The organism is Sphingobacterium sp. UBA3519 (assembly GCF_002377215.1).
Lineage (GTDB): Bacteria > Bacteroidota > Bacteroidia > Sphingobacteriales > Sphingobacteriaceae > Sphingobacterium > Sphingobacterium multivorum.
In genome coordinates, this window is the sequence record NZ_DFPI01000011.1 from 104,686 (window position 1) to 122,599 (window position 17,914).

The following is a 17,914-nucleotide window of genomic DNA, read 5'->3' on the forward strand; positions in this document are numbered from 1 at the left end:
TCCTTATCATGCATTGGCAGCTCAAATTCGATGGTATCGTTTGGTTCTCTAAAAAAAGATCCCAGGAATGTTTATTCTGGGATCTTTTTCTTAAGGTTATTGCACCAAAGTTCCGCCCTTTGATTTCCATTCATTGATGGAAGGACTGTAAATTTTGACGTCCTTAATACCGTTTTTTGCCAATATGGATGCTGCTATTGTTGCGCGGTCTCCAGACTGACAGTGCAGGTACAGCTGTTTGTTTTGGTCAATTTTGTGGAGATTGTCTGCAATTGTACCGACAAAGATATGAGTAGCATGAGGTAAATGCCCCTCTGCAAACTCACTAGAATTGCGTACATCAAGTATTTGGATATCGGATCTGCCCAATACACTATTCATCTCTTCGAAACCGATGAGTTGCTGGTGCTCCAATGCAATTCCCAAATGCGGGATCGTATCTGGCGTAACATATCCAGCGACTTGATCCAATCCAATGCGCATAAGCTTGCGGGCAATGTCGTCCAATTGACTTTCCGCTACAATGAGTATAAACGGATCTGTGTAATTAAGGATCCAGCCAGCCCAGGTATTAAATGTTTTGTTGTTCTGAATATTGATGCTATTGGGGAGATACCCTTTGGCAAAATCAAACTTGTAGCGTGTATCAATGACGGTTGTTCCTTGCTGGTATAAATCCAGAAAAGTTTCGTTCGTTAACTTGTTGTACTGAGGAACTGCCGTTTGCAATGGCCGCGCTATTTTGTTGAGTTTTTTCATCATGGCAAAATAGCGTGGCGGTTCGGGCTGTCCTGATAATAGTTCTTCCACGAAGGCTGTTTCGTTGTTTTGGTATTGAAGTGCCCAATTGCGTATTTTTTCATAACCAACCGTTGAACTCGGAACGGCGCCCAGCGCCTTTCCACAAGCGGATCCGGCCCCATGCGCGGGCCATACCTGAATATGATCAGGTAGCGTCAGGAAATGTTGTAACGATCGGTACATTTGGTGGGCCCCAATTTCCTTGGTTCCGACCATTCCCGCTGCATTTTCCAACAGATCTGGGCGTCCGATATCGCCAACAAACACAAAGTCACCTGTAAATAGCATGACCGGCTCCATGGTTGCAGGCGTATCAATCAATACAAAACTGATACTCTCGGGCGTATGTCCGGGTGTATGGATAACCTGGAAAATCAGATTTCCAACGTGAAATTGATCGCCATGTTTTAATCCAATATGTGGGAATTCATAGTGCCAATCTTCTCCACCTTCATCGGATAGATAAGGTTTGGCGCCTGTCAATGCGGCTAACTCTAGCGTACCTGAAAGGTAGTCGGCATGGATATGTGTTTCCGCAATATGCGTTATGGTCAGATTATTCTTTTGTGCAATCTCAAGATAGCTGTCTACATCTCTTTTAGGGTCAATGACAATAGCGACACCCTTGGCTTGACAACCAATGATATAACTTGAATGTGCTAAAGATGACTCAAAAATGTGTTGAAAAAACATAGCGTGTGATTTTAATGATTTACAAATTGAATGAATTCGAAAGCAAAAATTAGGATGCCAATACTAATTAAAAAGTACCCAAAAATACCTTTCAATTTTGCTGCATCTAATTTGTCTTTCCATTTGGAACCAATTTGGAGGCCTATTAAAGTGATTAACGTAAAGGTAACCAATATAAACCAATTCATATGTTCCAGGAACTGATAATTCGCGATCAAACCGAATGAAGCGTTTAAACCGATTATAAACAACGAAGTGGCAATGGCCTGTTTAAGTGGGATTCCTAAGAGTAAAACGAGGGCAGGTACAATGATAAAGCCTCCTCCCGCGCCCACCAAGCCAGTCATGATACCGACGAGCAATCCGACGAGGAAAACGTTGAAAATCTGACCAATTCCGCTTCTGAATTGATCGTGCTGAACCTGTTTACGTTTTCGCACCATTGCTGTTGCAGAAATCAGAATCACCATCGAGAAAAGTAACATGATGATATGGTTTCTGGAAACCGCTATTTCGCCCAGGTGAAATGACTCTGGTATGGCTACAAGCAGATAACGCTTGGTCAGAAAGACAGAAATTAGCGATGGAAAGAGAAAAATGGCAGTAGTTTTCAGATCAATTTCTCTTTTTTTCAACGGAGAAATTGATCCGACCAAGGCTAATATTCCTATAGAAAACAGCGAATAGTCCAATGCATATTGAGGTTCTATATGAAAAATATAAACAAAGATGGGCAATGTTAGAATACTTCCGCCGCTACCCATCAAGCCCATTGATAGCCCGACCAGAACAGCTAATATAAAACCAGCTATAAATATTAATTCCATGTTCTCTTTCTAAAATTTAAACTCCAGGTACAGGCCTCAGATTTCGGATATATGAGGTAGTTTCATAACAAAGTCTGTTCAACTTAATGCGGCAACTTATTGCGCAACAGCCCATAAAGCCAAGTACCCAACAAAGCAAAAAGAAGGACGATTCCAATAGTCCAATAACCGGCACCGATTAGGGCAAACATGGGGCCCGGACACGCACCTGTCAATGCCCATCCCAAGCCAAAGATTGTTCCTCCGACCAGGTATCGTGTAATACTTTTGTCTTTGTCATAGAATGCTATTTGCATCCCGTTACTATCTTTGATTCGCTTTCTCTTGATGATCTGTACGATTCTAATTGCTGTGGTCAGTGCTGTACCGATGATGCCATACATATGAAAGGAACGAAATTGAAACATTTCGTAGATTCTATACCATGACGCGGCCTCCGATTTGTATAAGATGATTCCAAACAATATACCGATGAAAATAAATTTTAGTGCTTTCATTTATGCGAAAATTAGTGGGAATAAAAAATGAACCATGATGATCCCGCCTAGGAAGAAACCTATAACAGCAATCAAAGAAGGAAGCTGAAAATTGCTAAGTCCAGAAATAGCATGGCCTGATGAACATCCACCAGCATAGCGTGTTCCAAATCCAATCAATACACCGCCAATACTTAAAATTAGAAACTGAAACAAAGATCCGTCGAAAACGAATATGGATTCAGGAAGGTAGCCTTGTAGCTGGTCGATAATACCCAGCTCTTTTAGGTCGGCAATACTTTTGGGATTAATCTGGCTTGCAGCGCCATCGCTCAGAAAATGATGTGCAATAAAACCGCCAATGGCTGTCCCGAGTACCACCAATAAATTCCATGATTGGGTCTTCCAATCGAATCTGAAAAAAGAGGAAGTTTTTCCGGCACCTAATACAGTACACATGGTGCGTAGATTATTGGACATGCCAAAATCCTTCCCCTGTTTGAGCAGCAGGTACATGACTAGCGCAATTAAAGGTCCTGAAATATACCAGGGCCATGGTTGTTTAATGTATTCCAATAGCATAACAATGTTCTTAAGTGATGTTACAAAGGTACATACTGCCTTTGCAAAAGCCTGTAACAAATGTTACCGAAGGAAGAAAGAATTTATAGGTCGTAATATTCGATGTCTGCGGTCTTTAAGGCTTCGGTTAGCAGAGGAAGATCATCTTCTTTTTGAAACAATTTGTTGCGCCAAGTACGAAAAGCCGGTCCTTTGTTTTGGTTGATAATGATCAGGTTTCCGCCAGAACGTTTAAGATTCCTGATATGAGAAATATTATTCAGAGGGAAAACGATTGTTTTTTTAGCATTGCTTATCTGCAGTGTATTTTCGTCCAAGACCCAAGTCGATGATAAAGTCGAACACTTTATGGCCAAATACAGTGCTAAAGGGATTATTAAAAGAGCAACAATAATCTTGAGAATTTCTTGTATGGGAACTTTAGACATGACCATTCCGATCAAAAAGATTGAAACCAGCAAGATTAACATGTATTTTCCACGATGCAATGTCGACAAGTGGAATGTCTGTGGATTACTCTTCATATTTCTTGATAAACTTCCCTTTTGCGTCAATATAGTAAAAATTCTCTAGATCCTCCGTTACAAGCGCTAGCCCGTTTTCAAAAGCTTGGGCATTCTGAAATTTAATTGGGACCACGACTTTTCCTGTGTAATCAATGTATCCATACTTGTCGTCTTTAAAGGCCAGAAGAAGTTTCTCTCCTGCAAAAGACAGAAATTCATAGTCCTTCTTAAGTTGATTGTGCCCCGTTTTATTAATAAGCTGGTAGGATTGGTTTACTATAATTAACGCGAGATTATCGCGATAATCTGAAATGGTCTCATATTTGGCAGGAAGTAAAACAGTGCCTTTTTGATCAATAATACCCGTGTATTCTCCTTCCGTAAAAAGTCCATATGCTGGGCTAGGTACTGAAATAAAGTCATACTTCGCTTTCAGCAATATTTTACCGTTTGTATCCAGAAGTCCATACTTAAGATCGCTCATATAAACCACAGGACCGCCTTCGGTTTCTAAACTGAGCGATTCATATTGACATGGAATAACTTCTTTGCCATGGAGGTCTATCAAGCCAAACATTTGCGCTGCATCGTTTACGATGGCATAGTCTCCTACATAGCTATATATTGCCGTATATTTTGCTGGTGTTAATTTGTTTCCTAAGCTGTCCTGTACACCAAAATATGATGTGCTGGAATCTTGATACCAAGATAGATGGTCGTTTAACGTGGAATCTACAGCTTCATCTGTAGCTTCACCTTCTTCGTAATCCGCTGGAATTTCAAAGAGCGATTGGTCGAATGGTATCTCCTCGACTTTAGTGGCCTGAATTCCTAAACCCGCCGATCCGATATAGAGCGCTGCCCCAGGTACTTTTTCGAGATAATCGTAAGTGCCCCAGTATAACTTTGGTAATTTGGGTGCATACCAAACGGTAATTTCTGTTTGTTGGTCTTGACTACCTGTTAGATTGAATGTTGCTTTTTCGCAGGTGATTCCTGCAATTATTTTCTTTTGATTAGGAATTAAGCTGATCTCAAAATCCCCTGAATAGGCATAATTATCGCCTTCGTTTGCGAAAGTCTCAATGAGTTTGCCCGTGGCCAGTTCTGTTGCGGTATAGGTTTTATTTACTTCATCCAGTAGAAAAGAACTGCCTTCGCGGATATTGCTGATCTGTATCGATTTTCCAAATAATAAACTTTCAATGCGCATCTGGTCTTTCGCGATGAAGGCCTGCATTAACGCTTCATTATTTCCAGCCAATATTTTGATGAATTCTGAAGATGCCGTATCTGTTCCCGTTTCAGGATCAGCAAATTGGTATGAAATTTTATATAGTTTCTCCTGAGCATGTCCTTGTCCTATAAGGAGTAAAAACGCAAACTGTAAACAAAGGATAAATTGTTTCATTGTGTGATTTTGAGCTACAAAAATATTGAAATTCAATTGATTTTTGAAATAATCTTTCGTTATTTGTGGAAATTCTTTCAAAAATAGATATTATTGTATTCGAATGCTTAAATCCGGTTTTTGGTCTGTGCTTATTTTTTTGGGGATAGACGTAGCCTCGTCCTTTGAGTAGAGACCTAGAGGGGGACATATTTTTTATATCATGTAAAGTAAATTGATATTAGGGCGGTGGTTAAGGGATCTTGAGGGTGTATGTGTTTTTATACTTATTTTATGTGTTATTATCATATAATCGTCAAGAAAAAGCGAAAATAATTTAAGAATGTAGCTTTTTGAGAAAAGGTGACATGTTAATTTTGTATTTTACAAACCTCGAATTTTTTACTGTTTAAAAGAGATACCTGTGGAACTATTACTAATTGAGGACGAACCATCTGTCATATCATTGATCGAAAGAGGCTTAAAAGAAGAAGGCTATCATATTAGTATTGCTATGGACGGTTATACTGGTCTAAAAATGGCGGGATTGAATCATTATGACCTCATCCTGTTGGATGTAATGTTGCCTGGTATGAATGGTTTGGATGTCTGTAAAAACATTCGGATGTCAAACAACGAAGTCCCTATTATTATCTTGACGGCATTAAATCAAACGGAGGACATCGTCGAGGCATTTGACAGGGATGCGGATGATTACTTGACGAAGCCCTTCCGTTTAGAGGAATTAAAGGCTCGAATCAGCCGCTACAGCCGCAAATCCAAAACAGTGACCGAGCAGAAAAATATATTGGTATTTGACGATCTTCAATTGGATAGAGACAGCAAATCGGTTCAACGTGCCAATTCTCCTATTATTCTTACCGCTACTGAATTTCGTCTACTTGAATTTTTAATGCTCAATCGAAATAAGGTATTGAGCCGGATCGATATCCTGGAGGAAGTATGGGGTATGGATGTTGACTTAAGTACCAATGTTGTTGACGTATATGTGAATTACCTTCGGAAAAAGATCGATAAACAATTTTCGCGTAAACTTATCCATACAGTGATTAGTATGGGCTATGTAATCCGTCATGAAAATTAGGACCAAAATAGTTCTTCTATTTTCGATCATCAGTACCCTGCTGCTTGTTGTTTTTGCCATTTATGTGTCTTATTTCACGTACGACAGTCTGCAAACTAAATTTTTTCATCGGCTAGAAGAGAATGCCGTGATTGTTGGAGATCACATCGTCCATCAGAAGGATGAAAATAGAGCGCTCTATATTCAGGTAAAACGTAAATACCTGAAACAGTTATCTGAGGGAACAGACCATCTTATTCGTGTTGTTAAAGGAAGTGATCGTGTTCAAATGCGGCCTGAGTTGCCCATGCCCGAAACATTCTATACCGACGTAATTCGCCATGGAAAGGGAAGATACATGCATGGTAAGACTGCTTTTGTAGCGGTATTCTTTCAAGATCATCTTCACCACGAGAATTTGATTGTTGTATCGGAAGGGATCGATGATTACGGTCATGAGGAACAGTGTCAATTGGATCGGACACTGATCACAGGTGGGATTTTGGCGATTTTTTTAATCGTACTCATGTCTTTTTACTTTGCTGACCGATTATTGAAACCTATTAAAGATATCAACAATGATTTAGATAAAGTTGATATCGCCCATTTAGACCATCGCCTGTTCAGTAAATTCAGTAATAGCAAAGATGAATTGGGTGTTTTGATTGCGAACTTAAATTCAATGCTTAACCGATTGGATATTTCGGTTCAATCGCAACAGAGTTTTATCGGAAATGCCTCACATTCGCTAAAAACCCCACTTACAATTATTGGGGGAGAAGCCGAATTGGCGCAACAGCTCTTGTCGAAAGAGCATGAAGCCTATTATTCCCTGGAGACTATCGCAAAATATGCGGATAAAATGGAGTTGATTATCAATAATCTTTTGCAGCTATCTCGCATGGGTTTCAAGGGGGAAGTGGACAATAAAGAAATTATTCGAATTGACGAGTTACTCTATGAAATTTATAAAGCGGAAAAAAGTATTCATAAGGACCTCAAGCTTTCTTTTGATCTAACGGAAATCCCGGAAGATAGTGATGAACTTACGGTTTTGGCGAATCCGGATCTGTTTTTTATTGCCTTTAGCAATATTATTTCAAATGCATTTAAGTACGGCAATGGACTGCAGGTTGGCGTAGCAATAAGTAGCGATAGCAAAAATATTACGATAAAAGTGTTTGATCAAGGGATCGGTATTCCTAAAAAAGACCAGCCACATATTTTTACCTCTTTTTACCGTGCTTCTAATGTCGGTGATATCTATGGCAATGGTTTGGGGCTTGTTTTAGCCAAAAATATCTTTGACCTCCATGGTGCTGAATTGCTCCTCCATTCAGCGGAAGGTCAAGGCACTTTGGTCGTTGTTACAATCCCAAAAACTCCTTTCTAATTTCATTTTAATCTCATCCTTATTCCATTTTTAGGTGGCTGTGATATACTTGTACCGGAGATAAGTATAAAGCATGGATCTATCTTGTTGTTTTGAATCGAATTCTGTTTTGAAACTGCGGGATGGCTTCTTTACCCTAGAGGAATACACTATAAGGATGAAAAAAACACGTTTACTTTTTACAACACTTGGGATTGGCGTAGCATCATTGCATGCGCAGGAGCAGGTCCAAACGGACTCTGTTCAGGCACAGAGAAGCAGCTTGCTACTGAAAGAACCCGCGAGAGCAAAATCATTTCAATTGGATGTCCTGTTAAGAGCAGGTCTGCAAACGGACAATGGCGAGGGTGCTTCTCAAGCAAAAGCAAACCTTGATGACGCCCGTATTCTGATGAGCGGGGAATACAATGATCGATTATCCTATAAAGTACGTTTTCGCTTCAATAGGTCATTTGCTCCAACGAGTCAGGATAATGGATCGCGTGCCTTGGATATGGCTTATATTAAGTACAAGTTTGGCAAGGATCTCAAATGGTCTGTTACGGCCGGTAAACAAAGTGCAATGGTCGGGAGTTATGAGTTCGAAAATAACCCAATTTACGAATATAAGTTCACAGACTATGTAGACCGTATATTGAATCTCTTCGTCGTCGGAGGAATGTTATCCTATGAAGTCAACCCGAATCATTCGTTGCATGCCCAAGTTTACAACACAACCAATGATAGTTTTATGGAGCTTCATACAAAAAATGGTTTTGCTGTAGGTGATTTGGAACGCTCTACTGTGCCTATGGGAGCCTATTTCACATGGGTGGGTGCATTTATGGACAAACGTTTTAATACGAAATGGTCTTACAACATCGCTCAGTTCGCAAAGGGACATACCAATCATGCCATTTCATTAGCGAATAAATTCAAAACAGCAAAGCAGATGCTATATCTTGATTTACAGTACTCTTATCTTGCTGTCGATCATGCAATGATTGCATCTTCCGCGATCAACGAATTTTATGGTCGAACTGGCGAGAACCGTGTATTGGCCAAAGATGTAAACTACAGCTCTGCCATACTGCGCTATGATCAATTTTTGAGTAAAAAATGGGAGCTGGCGTTGAAAGGTGGCTATGAGATTGCGGGATCGCGGGATGATAAGCAACTCGGCAAGAATTTTCGCCAAAACTGGACCTATTTTGCGGCTTTGCAACATAAGCCGTTTCATAACCAGGATCTTCGGTTCTATCTAGGTTACGTCGGTAACACCGTAAACTATAAGGACTATATGGATATGGCCAAGAGTCAGTACAACCGCTTAGCCTTTGGGGCATATTTTACCATTCCAGTTTTATAATAATTCCTTTAACAAATTAACAAATAACTATTTTTTTATGCGTTTAACACCGAGAGAAACAGAAAAGCTGCTGTTGCATTTGGCCGGCGAATTGGCGGCTAAGCGATTGAAACGCGGGGTAAAATTAAATTATCCAGAGTGTATCGCTTACATCAGTGCCCAGATCATGGAGGAGGCTAGGGACGGGAGGTCTGTGGCGGACTTAATGTCTTATGGTACTACTTTATTGAAAAGGAGCCAAGTCATGGAAGGAGTCCCCGAAATGATCCATGATGTTCAAATCGAAGTAACTTTTCCGGACGGTACTAAATTGGTGACTGTCCATGATCCTATTCGTTAATAAATATTGAATGATATGATTCCAGGAGAATACATTTTAAAAAAAGAGGAAATCAAAGCTAATGTTGGGCACAGAACCACAAGCATCGTTGTGAAAAATGAAGGTGACCGACCTATTCAGGTGGGTTCACACTATCATTTCTTTGAAGCCAACAAGTTGCTTTCCTTCGACAGAGAGAAAGCGTTTGGGATGCGCTTGAATATTCCAGCCAGTACCGCTGTTCGTTTTGAACCAGGGGAACAAAAATCAGTTGTTCTGGTTGAATTTGGCGGAAGTAAGGAAATCCACGGTTTTAATGGATTGACAAATGGTAAGTATACAGATCAATCGGTGAAAAGCAAAGCCATTGATAAAATGAAAAAATTAAAATTCAGACAATCGAAGTAACTATGGGAGGATGGAATAGACGCGAATGGATTAAAGTCGTAGGACTCACCACGTTGGGAACTACTGTTGGTCTACATGCGCTTGGTTTAGATAAACTAGGTTTAGATAAATCATCTGTAAAATATGTTGATGGGGAACTTTATATCCCAAGAGACAAATATGCTGCTCTTTTTGGACCCACCACTGGAGATAAGGTTCGTCTGGCAGATACAGAGCTTTTCATTGAAATTGAAAAAGATTTCAATGTTTACGGAGAAGAGAACAAGTTTGGCGGTGGTAAAACCATTCGTGACGGTATGGGACAATCTGCCCGTGCCTTGCGTGATGAGGGGGTATTGGATTTTTGCATCACTAATGTCATTATCATCGACCACTGGGGTATCGTAAAAGGTGATATCGGAATTAAGGATGGTAAAATTGTCGGTATTGGTAAAGCTGGAAACCCAGATGTACAGGATGGTGTAACCGAGGGCATGATCATCGGTGCGTCTACGGAAGTACATGGGGGAGCAGGCTATATACTAACTGCCGGCGGTATTGATACGCACATTCACTTTATCTCGCCGCAACAGATTGAAACAGCCCTATATTCTGGAGTAACCACGTTCATTGGTGGCGGTGCGGGACCAGCCGACGGAACACTGGCCACGACAGTGACTTCAGGAAAGTGGTATATCGAGCGTATGTTTGAAGCTTTTGAAAACCTTCCTATCAATGTTGGCTTTTTCGGAAAAGGTAACGTATCGACCACTAAACCTATCGAAGAACAAATTGAAGCTGGAGCACTGGGCGTCAAAATCCATGAAGATTGGGGGGCTACTCCGGCAACAATTGATGCGGCATTGAAAGTTGCTGATAAATACGATGTACAAGTCGCAATCCATACCGACACGTTGAATGAAGCCGGTTTCCTGGAAGATACTGTTGCCGCCATAGATGGTCGTGTAATCCATACTTTCCACACGGAAGGAGCTGGCGGTGGACACGCTCCGGATATTATTAAGATCGCCATGTATCCCAATATCCTCCCTGCATCTACCAATCCAACAAAACCTTTTACGGTAAATACTGCTGAAGAACATTTGGACATGTTGATGGTCTGCCATCACTTGGATAAAAATGTGAAAGAAGATGTAGCATTTGCTGATTCACGTATCCGTCCTCAGACCATCGCTGCCGAAGATATTTTGCAAGACATGGGTGTATTCTCCATTATGAGTTCGGATAGCCAAGCGATGGGACGTGTGGGAGAGGTTATTTCCCGTACATTCCAAACGGCCCATAAGATGAAAATCCAACGCGGCCCTTTAGCTGAAGATAAAGGCAAAGAAAATGATAACTTCCGTGTCAAACGTTATGTATCTAAATTTACAATCAACCCTGCTAAAGCACATGGTATTGATCAATATATCGGTTCGATTGAAAAAGGAAAGTATGCCGATTTGATCCTTTGGAAACCGGAATTATTTGGTGTAAAGCCCGAGTTGATCATCAAAGGAGGTATGATTTTGGGTGCTAAAATGGGGGACGCCAATGCGTCGATTCCGACACCACAGCCTATTATTTATAGGCCAATGTTTGGAAATTACGGTAAAGCAGTTTCAAAACTATGCTTCAATTTCGTTTCGAAAATTTCGTTGGAGAACGGAAATATTCAAAAATTGAATTTATCGCGTAAATGTCTGCCTGTGGAGGGATGTCGTACGGTGATGAAAAAAGATATGGTCCATAATCATGCTACACCAAATATCGTCGTTAATCCAGAAACATACGAAGTGACAGTAGATGGTGTGTTGGCAACCTGTGAACCGTTGAAGGAACTTCCAATGGCCCAACGGTACTTCTTATTCTAATTGGTTATTTATGTTGTTAGCAAGAGACATTAAGGGGAATATTTGGACCGATGGCACCGATCAGGACGGCGTTGAACTTGATTTTTTGGAACTCGAATGGTTCGATACGGAAAGACGTATTATCCGGGGCTTCACTGTTGCAGGCCGCGAAATAGGCTTTAAAAATTTAGGAACGGAATCCTTGTTCGACGGTGATATTTTGTTTGAAACAAAGGACCTGCGCATCGCTGTTCGAATATTGCCCTGTCCTTGCCTTGTTGTACGCCCCAAAAACCTCTTGGATATGGCTCGGATATGTCTCGAAATTGGCAATAAACATATCCCTGTTTTCATAAACGCTGCACATGAAATTATTGCAGCGTATGAAAACCCCCTCTGGGAAATCTTAGAAAGGGCCGGTTTTACACCGACGAAAGAGTTACGGGTGATTGAAAGAACCCATACTTTACGCATACATCAGTATGCTGTAGTCCAGCATAAAATTACCTTGGCCAAGGGGCTTTAATACTTAATTAATAACGATTACATATGAATCCATTGTTGACATTAATGCAGATTAACGACTCTGTATTTCCGATTGGAGGCTTCACACATTCCTATGGCTTGGAAACCTATATCAATAAAGAGATTGTACATGATGCTAAAACAGCAAAAGAATATGCACAGACTTTATTGGAGCATAGCTTCTATTACAACGATGCCGCTTTTTTTCATAAGGCCTGGCAATTGTGTGAATCAAGAGCAACCAAGAAAAAGATCGCTGAACTGGATGCATTAATTACTGCTTTCAAAGCCCCCTATGAGATTCGGGATGCCAGTAAAAAATTGGGAATACGGTTTTTGAAATTAACAGAAAAGTTAAAACCGGTCAAGCGTTGTTCGGCTTATCTAAAGGCTATCAATGCGCAAGAACTGCATGGTCACTATGCAATGGCATTTGCCATGTTTGCCCATGCACAGGAAATTAGTTATGCAGACGCACTGAGCGCTTTTTATTATAATTCTTTGAATGGTATTATGACGAATTGTGCCAAACTGGTTCCCATTAGCCAAATGGATGCACAGCAGATTTTGTTTAAACTGCAGCCCTTGATTAATAAATTGGTCGGATTACAGCCCGAACTGGATGAGGATCTAATTGGAAATTGTTGTATCGCTCAGGATATTCGATGCATGCAACATGAAAAATTATACACGAGAATTTACATTTCGTAAAAAAATTGAAATAAAGATGTCTAAGAGAAATTACGTGAAAATTGGTGTTGCTGGTCCTGTGGGCTCTGGCAAGACGGCACTTATTGAACGGTTGACACGTTCGATGTCGGCAGATTATAGTATTTGTGTTGTAACGAATGATATTTATACGCGTGAGGACGCGATGTATCTACAGCAGAATTCGGCACTGCCCGCTGAACGTATTATTGGTGTTGAAACAGGAGGTTGCCCGCATACGGCAATCCGTGAAGATGCTTCGATGAATATTGAAGCTGTAGAAGAATTAGCGCATCGTTTTGAGGATGTGGAACTGATATTTGTTGAAAGTGGGGGTGATAATCTGACAGCCACGTTTAGTCCGGATCTAGCCGATTTGACCATATTCGTTCTTGATGTTGCTGAAGGCGAAAAAATGCCACGTAAAGGCGGGCCAGGTATTACGCGCTCGGATCTGTTGTTGATCAATAAAATAGACCTTGCCCCTTATGTAAATGCGGACTTGGAAGTGATGCGTCAGGACACCATCCGCATGCGCGGTGAACGACCATTTATTTTTACAAACTTAATGACTTTAGAAGGTTTGGAAGATGTAAAATCATGGATCAAAAAGTATGCTTTGTTGGAGCCTGTAGGCTAAATTTTATCGTATATGGATAGCAAAATCGTATTAAATGTTGCCAAAGAGGACGGCAGAAGCAGATTGAAGGAGAGTTATCATAATGCACCTTATAAACTAACGCATTATGGCGCTGCAGGATTGACCAACCATTTGGAAATGATCATCATGAGTGCATCGCCTGGTATTATGGATACGGATTATTTGCATATTGATGTTCGTGTGAAAAAAGATGCACAATTGAAGCTTTTTACACAGTCCTTCAATAAGCTTCACCCCATGAAAACGGGAGCAAAGCAACATACGGATGTGCATGTGGATGCCGGAGGCCTATTTCATTACATTCCACACCCAGTAACGCCGTTTAAGGATTCTATTTTCAAGGCAAGCAATCATATTCACTTGGCTGAAGATGCGGTTTTGATGTGGGGGGATATTATTAGTGTGGGTAGAATCCACATGAAAGAGGCATTTGAGTTCGATAGTCTGCATACGCAAACCAAGATTTTTAGAAATGGTAAACTGTCTTTTATTGACAATCAGGTTTTGCGGCCCAAAAGTCAGCCGATACAGAAGATGTTGTTTTTTGAGGGATACACCCATCAGGCCACTTTTGTGTTCTCGGCTCTTTTTGCGCAAGAATTAAAATATGAATTGGATGAAATCTTAACTGTCGAATACAACGATATTTCTTATGGTTTTACACAGGCTTCAAAAGATGTGGTTATCCTGCGTGCTTTGGGTACTGATGGAGAGTTATTGTACGACTTCTTACACATGTTGGGCCAATTGTGTTGGGATTTTACACAATATAAGCTTTCTGAAAAGAAGGAAGAGACAACAGTTGAAGCGATAGCGGAAGATGAGAAATCGAAGGCCGAGGAAATCAGCGTCATTGAACAGCGCAAACCCCGTCGAAAAAGTAAGCCCGAGTTGATGGAAGCTGTCGTGGTGGAAGGAACTAATTATGCATAAGGAGAGCCTGCACGAGGAGATATGGATTGATGTTATCCCTGATTTTGACCAATTGAAGCTGGGCCGCGATTCAGATATTTTGGATCTTTCCTATTATGAAGTAAATAAGCGCGTTATCCAGCGAAAAACAAGAAAGGGTAATCTGGTGCGCATACAGCGCGATGATAGCAGCGCACTGCGTTCAGGACAGTGTATTTATCATCGCGGTGATTTATTTATCCAGGTCAACATTTTACCTTGTCTTTGTGTATTGTTGGATTGTCAGAATCTATCAGTTGTGGGCGAGTTCTGCTTCGACGTGGGCAATCGGCATCTGCCAGTTTATCTCAAAGCAGATGGGCGATTTGCTGTTTCCTATGACGGACGTCTCTATCAGGCGCTAAAAGAAAAATACAAGGGCTTTATCACGTTGGAAAATACGATTTTGGAACCTGATGAGCAGATTACCTACATTCGTAGGCCTATCCTCGAATGATGAAATGTTGGTTTTAGCGAAAAATTGCGCATTTTTGTCGCTATGAAATTTGGCGAGGAATTGCAAGCATGGTATCGACAGCATAAACGAGATCTGCCGTGGCGAGAAACAAAAGATGCCTACAAAATATGGCTTTCTGAAATTATTCTGCAACAGACTCGTGTCGAACAGGGCTTACCCTATTATGTACGTTTTGTCGAGCGATTTAAGAATGTTGTGGAATTTGCGAATGCAGAAGAAGATGATATTCTCCATCTTTGGCAAGGTCTGGGTTATTATTCTCGAGGACGGAACATGCATAAGGCTGCCCGAATTGTTCGCGATCAGTATCAGGGTGTCTTTCCGGTAGATTATCAAACATTAATAACGCTTCCGGGAATAGGTGAGTATACTGCTGCGGCGATATCTTCTTTTGCGAACGATGAAGCCCAGGCGGTATTGGATGGAAATGTGTTTCGTGTACTAGCGCGATACTATGGCATAGAAACACCTATCAATTCTACAGAAGGAAAGAAGATTTTTACAGCTATCGCTAAAGAAAATCTTGATCGTAAACACCCGGCATTGTATAATCAGGCAATTATGGATTTTGGGGCTACCCATTGTAAGCCCAAGCTGCCTTTATGTGAATTCTGTATGTTTCGTCCTTCCTGTTATGCGCTGAGTCAGGGGCAGGTAGAGCAGTTGCCTGTAAAGCTTAAAGCCAAGGCAAGTAAAGATAGATACTTTAATTATTTTATCTTGAAGGACAACGATCGGATACTGATGTCCAAACGCGGTGCAAGTGACGTTTGGCAGAACCTATATGAGTTTCCGCTTTTGGAGTCTAACTACAGCTTGTCTATTCCGGATGTTCTTAGCGATGAGTGGTTTATTTCCTGTTTCGGCCCCGATGCACAACTTTATGTTTTACAGCAGCAGACAAAACATATCCTGAGTCATCAGAATATCTACGCGACATTTTTTGAGGTGCGGTTAAAAGGCGATCTAATTCAAAAAAAATCCAATTGGGATTATGTATTTCTAAAAGATTTAGATAAATTAGCTAAACACAAGTTGATCTTTACCTTTTTGGAAAGGTCAAATTTTTAACCATTTATGCTTTTAAATTATGTCAGGAGTTAACAAAGTCATTTTAGTGGGACATCTTGGAAAAGATCCCGAAATTCGCTATTTAGAAGGTAATGTCTCTGTTGCCAGTTTTCCATTGGCAACATCAGAAACGTATAACAAAGACGGGAAAAGAGTAGAACAAACCGAATGGCACAATATTGTAATGTGGCGAGGTCTGGCTGACGTGGCTGTAAAATATCTAACAAAGGGGAAGTTAGTTTATATTGAAGGTCGACTGCGGACGCGTACTTATGAGGATAAGGAGGGTATTAGACGATATGCTACAGAGGTTGTCGCTGAAACCTTCACGCTTTTAGGTCGTAAATCGGATTTTGAACCGAATGCTGGTGTAAGTGCTGGTAATACAGCAAACACGCAGGCGCAAAAAGTCGAAGATAAGGAAGTGGAGGTCGATTTTACGGAGAATGATCAGGAGGATAATCCATTACCATTTTAAGCTGAAGAATTTGAGATTATGTAAAAACTTTACATGTATAATAACTATTGTAAAATCATCGATAAAACAAAAGAGCAGGCAACTAAGCCCGCTCTTTTGTTTTATCAGCGTTTTAGCCGTATAATCTGATTCCTTTCTCCCAAGCGAGCATGCTGTTTCTGTTGTGATGTTTTTAATGCCCGGTCGAAGTTCAAAATTTCTTTTTGGTGGAAATTTTGGCTATGTTTGCTCTAATTATGTTGCAAGATAGAATTACGCAGTATACTGAAGAGATTAAGGCATTTGCGCCAGCTTCTTCAGCCGATGTAGAAAATTTCAGATTGAAGTTTTTGGTTTCCAAAGGGATTGTGAAAAATCTTTTTGATGAATTCAAAACAGTTACGCCTGAAGAGAAGCGTACTTTGGGAAAAGTGTTGAATGAATTTAAGCAGTTAGCAGAAAATACATTCAAAGAAGCACAAGAAAAGTTCGGGTCTGGTGAGAAGCAAAAATCCCAGGAACTAGCGGGTGATTTAACATTGCCTGGTCAAGGTTTTCAGCTGGGGTCTAGACATCCCATCTCTTTAGTTCGTAAAGAAATTGTTGAAATTTTCAAGAAATTAGGCTTTATTGTATCAGAAGGACCGGAAATTGAAGATGATTGGCATAATTTCTCCGCACTAAATTTTCCGCCGGAACATCCTGCGCGTGATATGCAAGATACTTTCTTTATCAAAAAACAAGAAGGTAATGACATTACATTGAGAACGCACACCTCTTCGGTTCAGGTGCGTTTAATGGAAGCCGGTAAACCGCCATTTCGTGCGATAATGCCTGGACGTGTTTATAGAAATGAAGCTATATCAGCCCGTGCGCACTGTTTCTTTCATCAGGTAGAAGGTTTATATGTAGACGAAAATGTTTCTTTTGCCGATTTGAAACAAACGTTATATCATTTTGTTCAAGAGATGTATGGTGAAGGTACCAAAGTGCGTTTCCGTCCGTCCTATTTTCCTTTCACTGAACCTTCGGCCGAAATGGATATCTCCTGTACAATCTGCAAGGGGGCAGGGTGTAACTTGTGTAAGTACTCTGGCTGGGTAGAAATTTTAGGTTGCGGTATGGTCGATCCTAACGTGCTTGATAACTGTGGTATAGATAGTAAAAAGTATTCTGGTTTTGCTTTTGGTATGGGAATAGAACGTATCACAAACCTTAAATATGTGATTAAAGACTTACGTCTTTTCTCAGAAAATGACACACGTTTCTTGTCTCAATTTGAGACTGAATTAATATAAATTATTCATTGTAAAGATTGTGGCATCACATTATTCTCTACGATAACTAGGCAAGAGAACAATGTGATGCTTTTTGGTCTTTAGGCTTTGTAGATGACTTTCAACA

The 17,914-nt window shown here is 40.5% G+C and carries 20 protein-coding genes; 14 read left to right on the plus strand and 6 right to left on the minus strand.

Annotated elements, in window-relative coordinates:
* Positions 1 to 96: 96 nt before the first annotated feature.
* The 6 genes from B3297_RS05925 to B3297_RS05950 all read right to left on the minus strand — a co-directional run bounded on the left by B3297_RS05925 (position 97) and on the right by B3297_RS05950 (position 5,296).
* Positions 97 to 1,494 (minus strand): MBL fold metallo-hydrolase, encoded by a 1,398-nt coding sequence (locus B3297_RS05925; protein WP_070561670.1) that lies wholly within the window; start codon positions 1,492 to 1,494, stop codon positions 97 to 99.
* Positions 1,495 to 1,505: 11 nt separating this feature from the next.
* A complete protein-coding gene (locus B3297_RS05930) occupies positions 1,506 to 2,321 on the minus strand; it encodes a sulfite exporter TauE/SafE family protein (protein ID WP_070561668.1) in 816 nt (271 codons plus the stop codon).
* Between the two features lie 83 nt (positions 2,322 to 2,404).
* Positions 2,405 to 2,818: a DUF6691 family protein gene (locus B3297_RS05935; protein ID WP_286778575.1), complete on the minus strand. Its 414-nt coding sequence runs from the start codon at positions 2,816 to 2,818 to the stop codon at positions 2,405 to 2,407.
* Positions 2,819 to 3,379 carry a YeeE/YedE family protein gene (locus tag B3297_RS05940; protein ID WP_254667645.1) on the minus strand — a complete coding sequence of 187 codons (561 nt, stop codon included), beginning with the start codon at positions 3,377 to 3,379 and terminating at the stop codon, positions 2,819 to 2,821. It lies immediately after the preceding gene.
* 83 nt (positions 3,380 to 3,462) lie between these two features.
* A complete protein-coding gene (locus tag B3297_RS05945; protein ID WP_083295783.1) occupies positions 3,463 to 3,903 on the minus strand; it encodes a hypothetical protein in 441 nt (146 codons plus the stop codon).
* A complete protein-coding gene (locus B3297_RS05950) occupies positions 3,893 to 5,296 on the minus strand; it encodes a WG repeat-containing protein (RefSeq protein WP_139144889.1) in 1,404 nt (467 codons plus the stop codon). The genes B3297_RS05945 and B3297_RS05950 overlap by 11 nt, the downstream gene beginning before the upstream one ends.
* Positions 5,297 to 5,699: 403 nt before the next feature.
* Between B3297_RS05950 and B3297_RS05955 the strand changes: the two genes are divergently transcribed.
* The 14 genes from B3297_RS05955 to pheS all read left to right on the plus strand — a co-directional run bounded on the left by B3297_RS05955 (position 5,700) and on the right by pheS (position 17,808).
* The gene (locus B3297_RS05955) at positions 5,700 to 6,380 is read left to right on the plus strand and encodes a response regulator transcription factor (RefSeq protein WP_070561662.1); all 681 of its coding nucleotides are present in this window, start codon (positions 5,700 to 5,702) and stop codon (positions 6,378 to 6,380) included.
* Positions 6,370 to 7,752, plus strand: coding sequence for a sensor histidine kinase (locus tag B3297_RS05960; RefSeq protein ID WP_070561660.1), 1,383 nt, complete (start codon positions 6,370 to 6,372; stop codon positions 7,750 to 7,752). The genes B3297_RS05955 and B3297_RS05960 overlap by 11 nt, the downstream gene beginning before the upstream one ends.
* A gap of 157 nt (positions 7,753 to 7,909) precedes the next feature.
* Positions 7,910 to 9,100, plus strand: a complete 1,191-nt coding sequence (locus B3297_RS05965; protein ID WP_286778576.1) for a porin — start codon at positions 7,910 to 7,912, stop codon at positions 9,098 to 9,100.
* Between the two features lie 37 nt (positions 9,101 to 9,137).
* A complete protein-coding gene (ureA, locus tag B3297_RS05970; protein ID WP_046674789.1) occupies positions 9,138 to 9,440 on the plus strand; it encodes an urease subunit gamma in 303 nt (100 codons plus the stop codon).
* A gap of 15 nt (positions 9,441 to 9,455) precedes the next feature.
* A complete protein-coding gene (ureB, locus tag B3297_RS05975) occupies positions 9,456 to 9,827 on the plus strand; it encodes an urease subunit beta (RefSeq protein WP_070561656.1) in 372 nt (123 codons plus the stop codon).
* A 2-nt stretch (positions 9,828 to 9,829) separates the two neighbouring features.
* Positions 9,830 to 11,680 (plus strand): urease subunit alpha, encoded by a 1,851-nt coding sequence (gene ureC, locus B3297_RS05980; protein ID WP_046674791.1) that lies wholly within the window; start codon positions 9,830 to 9,832, stop codon positions 11,678 to 11,680.
* A 10-nt stretch (positions 11,681 to 11,690) separates the two neighbouring features.
* A complete protein-coding gene (locus B3297_RS05985; protein ID WP_112373965.1) occupies positions 11,691 to 12,185 on the plus strand; it encodes an urease accessory protein UreE in 495 nt (164 codons plus the stop codon).
* 23 nt (positions 12,186 to 12,208) lie between these two features.
* Positions 12,209 to 12,895, plus strand: coding sequence for an urease accessory protein UreF (locus B3297_RS05990; RefSeq protein WP_070561653.1), 687 nt, complete (start codon positions 12,209 to 12,211; stop codon positions 12,893 to 12,895).
* Between the two features lie 16 nt (positions 12,896 to 12,911).
* Positions 12,912 to 13,532 (plus strand): urease accessory protein UreG, encoded by a 621-nt coding sequence (gene ureG / locus B3297_RS05995; protein WP_046674969.1) that lies wholly within the window; start codon positions 12,912 to 12,914, stop codon positions 13,530 to 13,532.
* 12 nt (positions 13,533 to 13,544) lie between these two features.
* Positions 13,545 to 14,486, plus strand: coding sequence for an urease accessory protein UreD (locus tag B3297_RS06000; protein WP_112373964.1), 942 nt, complete (start codon positions 13,545 to 13,547; stop codon positions 14,484 to 14,486).
* On the plus strand, positions 14,479 to 14,961 hold the full coding sequence (locus tag B3297_RS06005) for a hypothetical protein (RefSeq protein WP_053003768.1): 483 nt from the start codon (positions 14,479 to 14,481) through the stop codon (positions 14,959 to 14,961). Before B3297_RS06000 ends, B3297_RS06005 begins: the two co-directional genes overlap by 8 nt.
* Positions 14,962 to 15,003: 42 nt before the next feature.
* Positions 15,004 to 16,053, plus strand: a complete 1,050-nt coding sequence (gene mutY, locus B3297_RS06010) for an A/G-specific adenine glycosylase (protein ID WP_070561649.1) — start codon at positions 15,004 to 15,006, stop codon at positions 16,051 to 16,053.
* 19 nt (positions 16,054 to 16,072) lie between these two features.
* A complete protein-coding gene (locus B3297_RS06015; protein ID WP_046674796.1) occupies positions 16,073 to 16,531 on the plus strand; it encodes a single-stranded DNA-binding protein in 459 nt (152 codons plus the stop codon).
* A gap of 236 nt (positions 16,532 to 16,767) precedes the next feature.
* The gene (gene pheS / locus B3297_RS06020; RefSeq protein WP_046674797.1) at positions 16,768 to 17,808 is read left to right on the plus strand and encodes a phenylalanine--tRNA ligase subunit alpha; all 1,041 of its coding nucleotides are present in this window, start codon (positions 16,768 to 16,770) and stop codon (positions 17,806 to 17,808) included.
* Positions 17,809 to 17,914 lie beyond the last annotated feature (106 nt).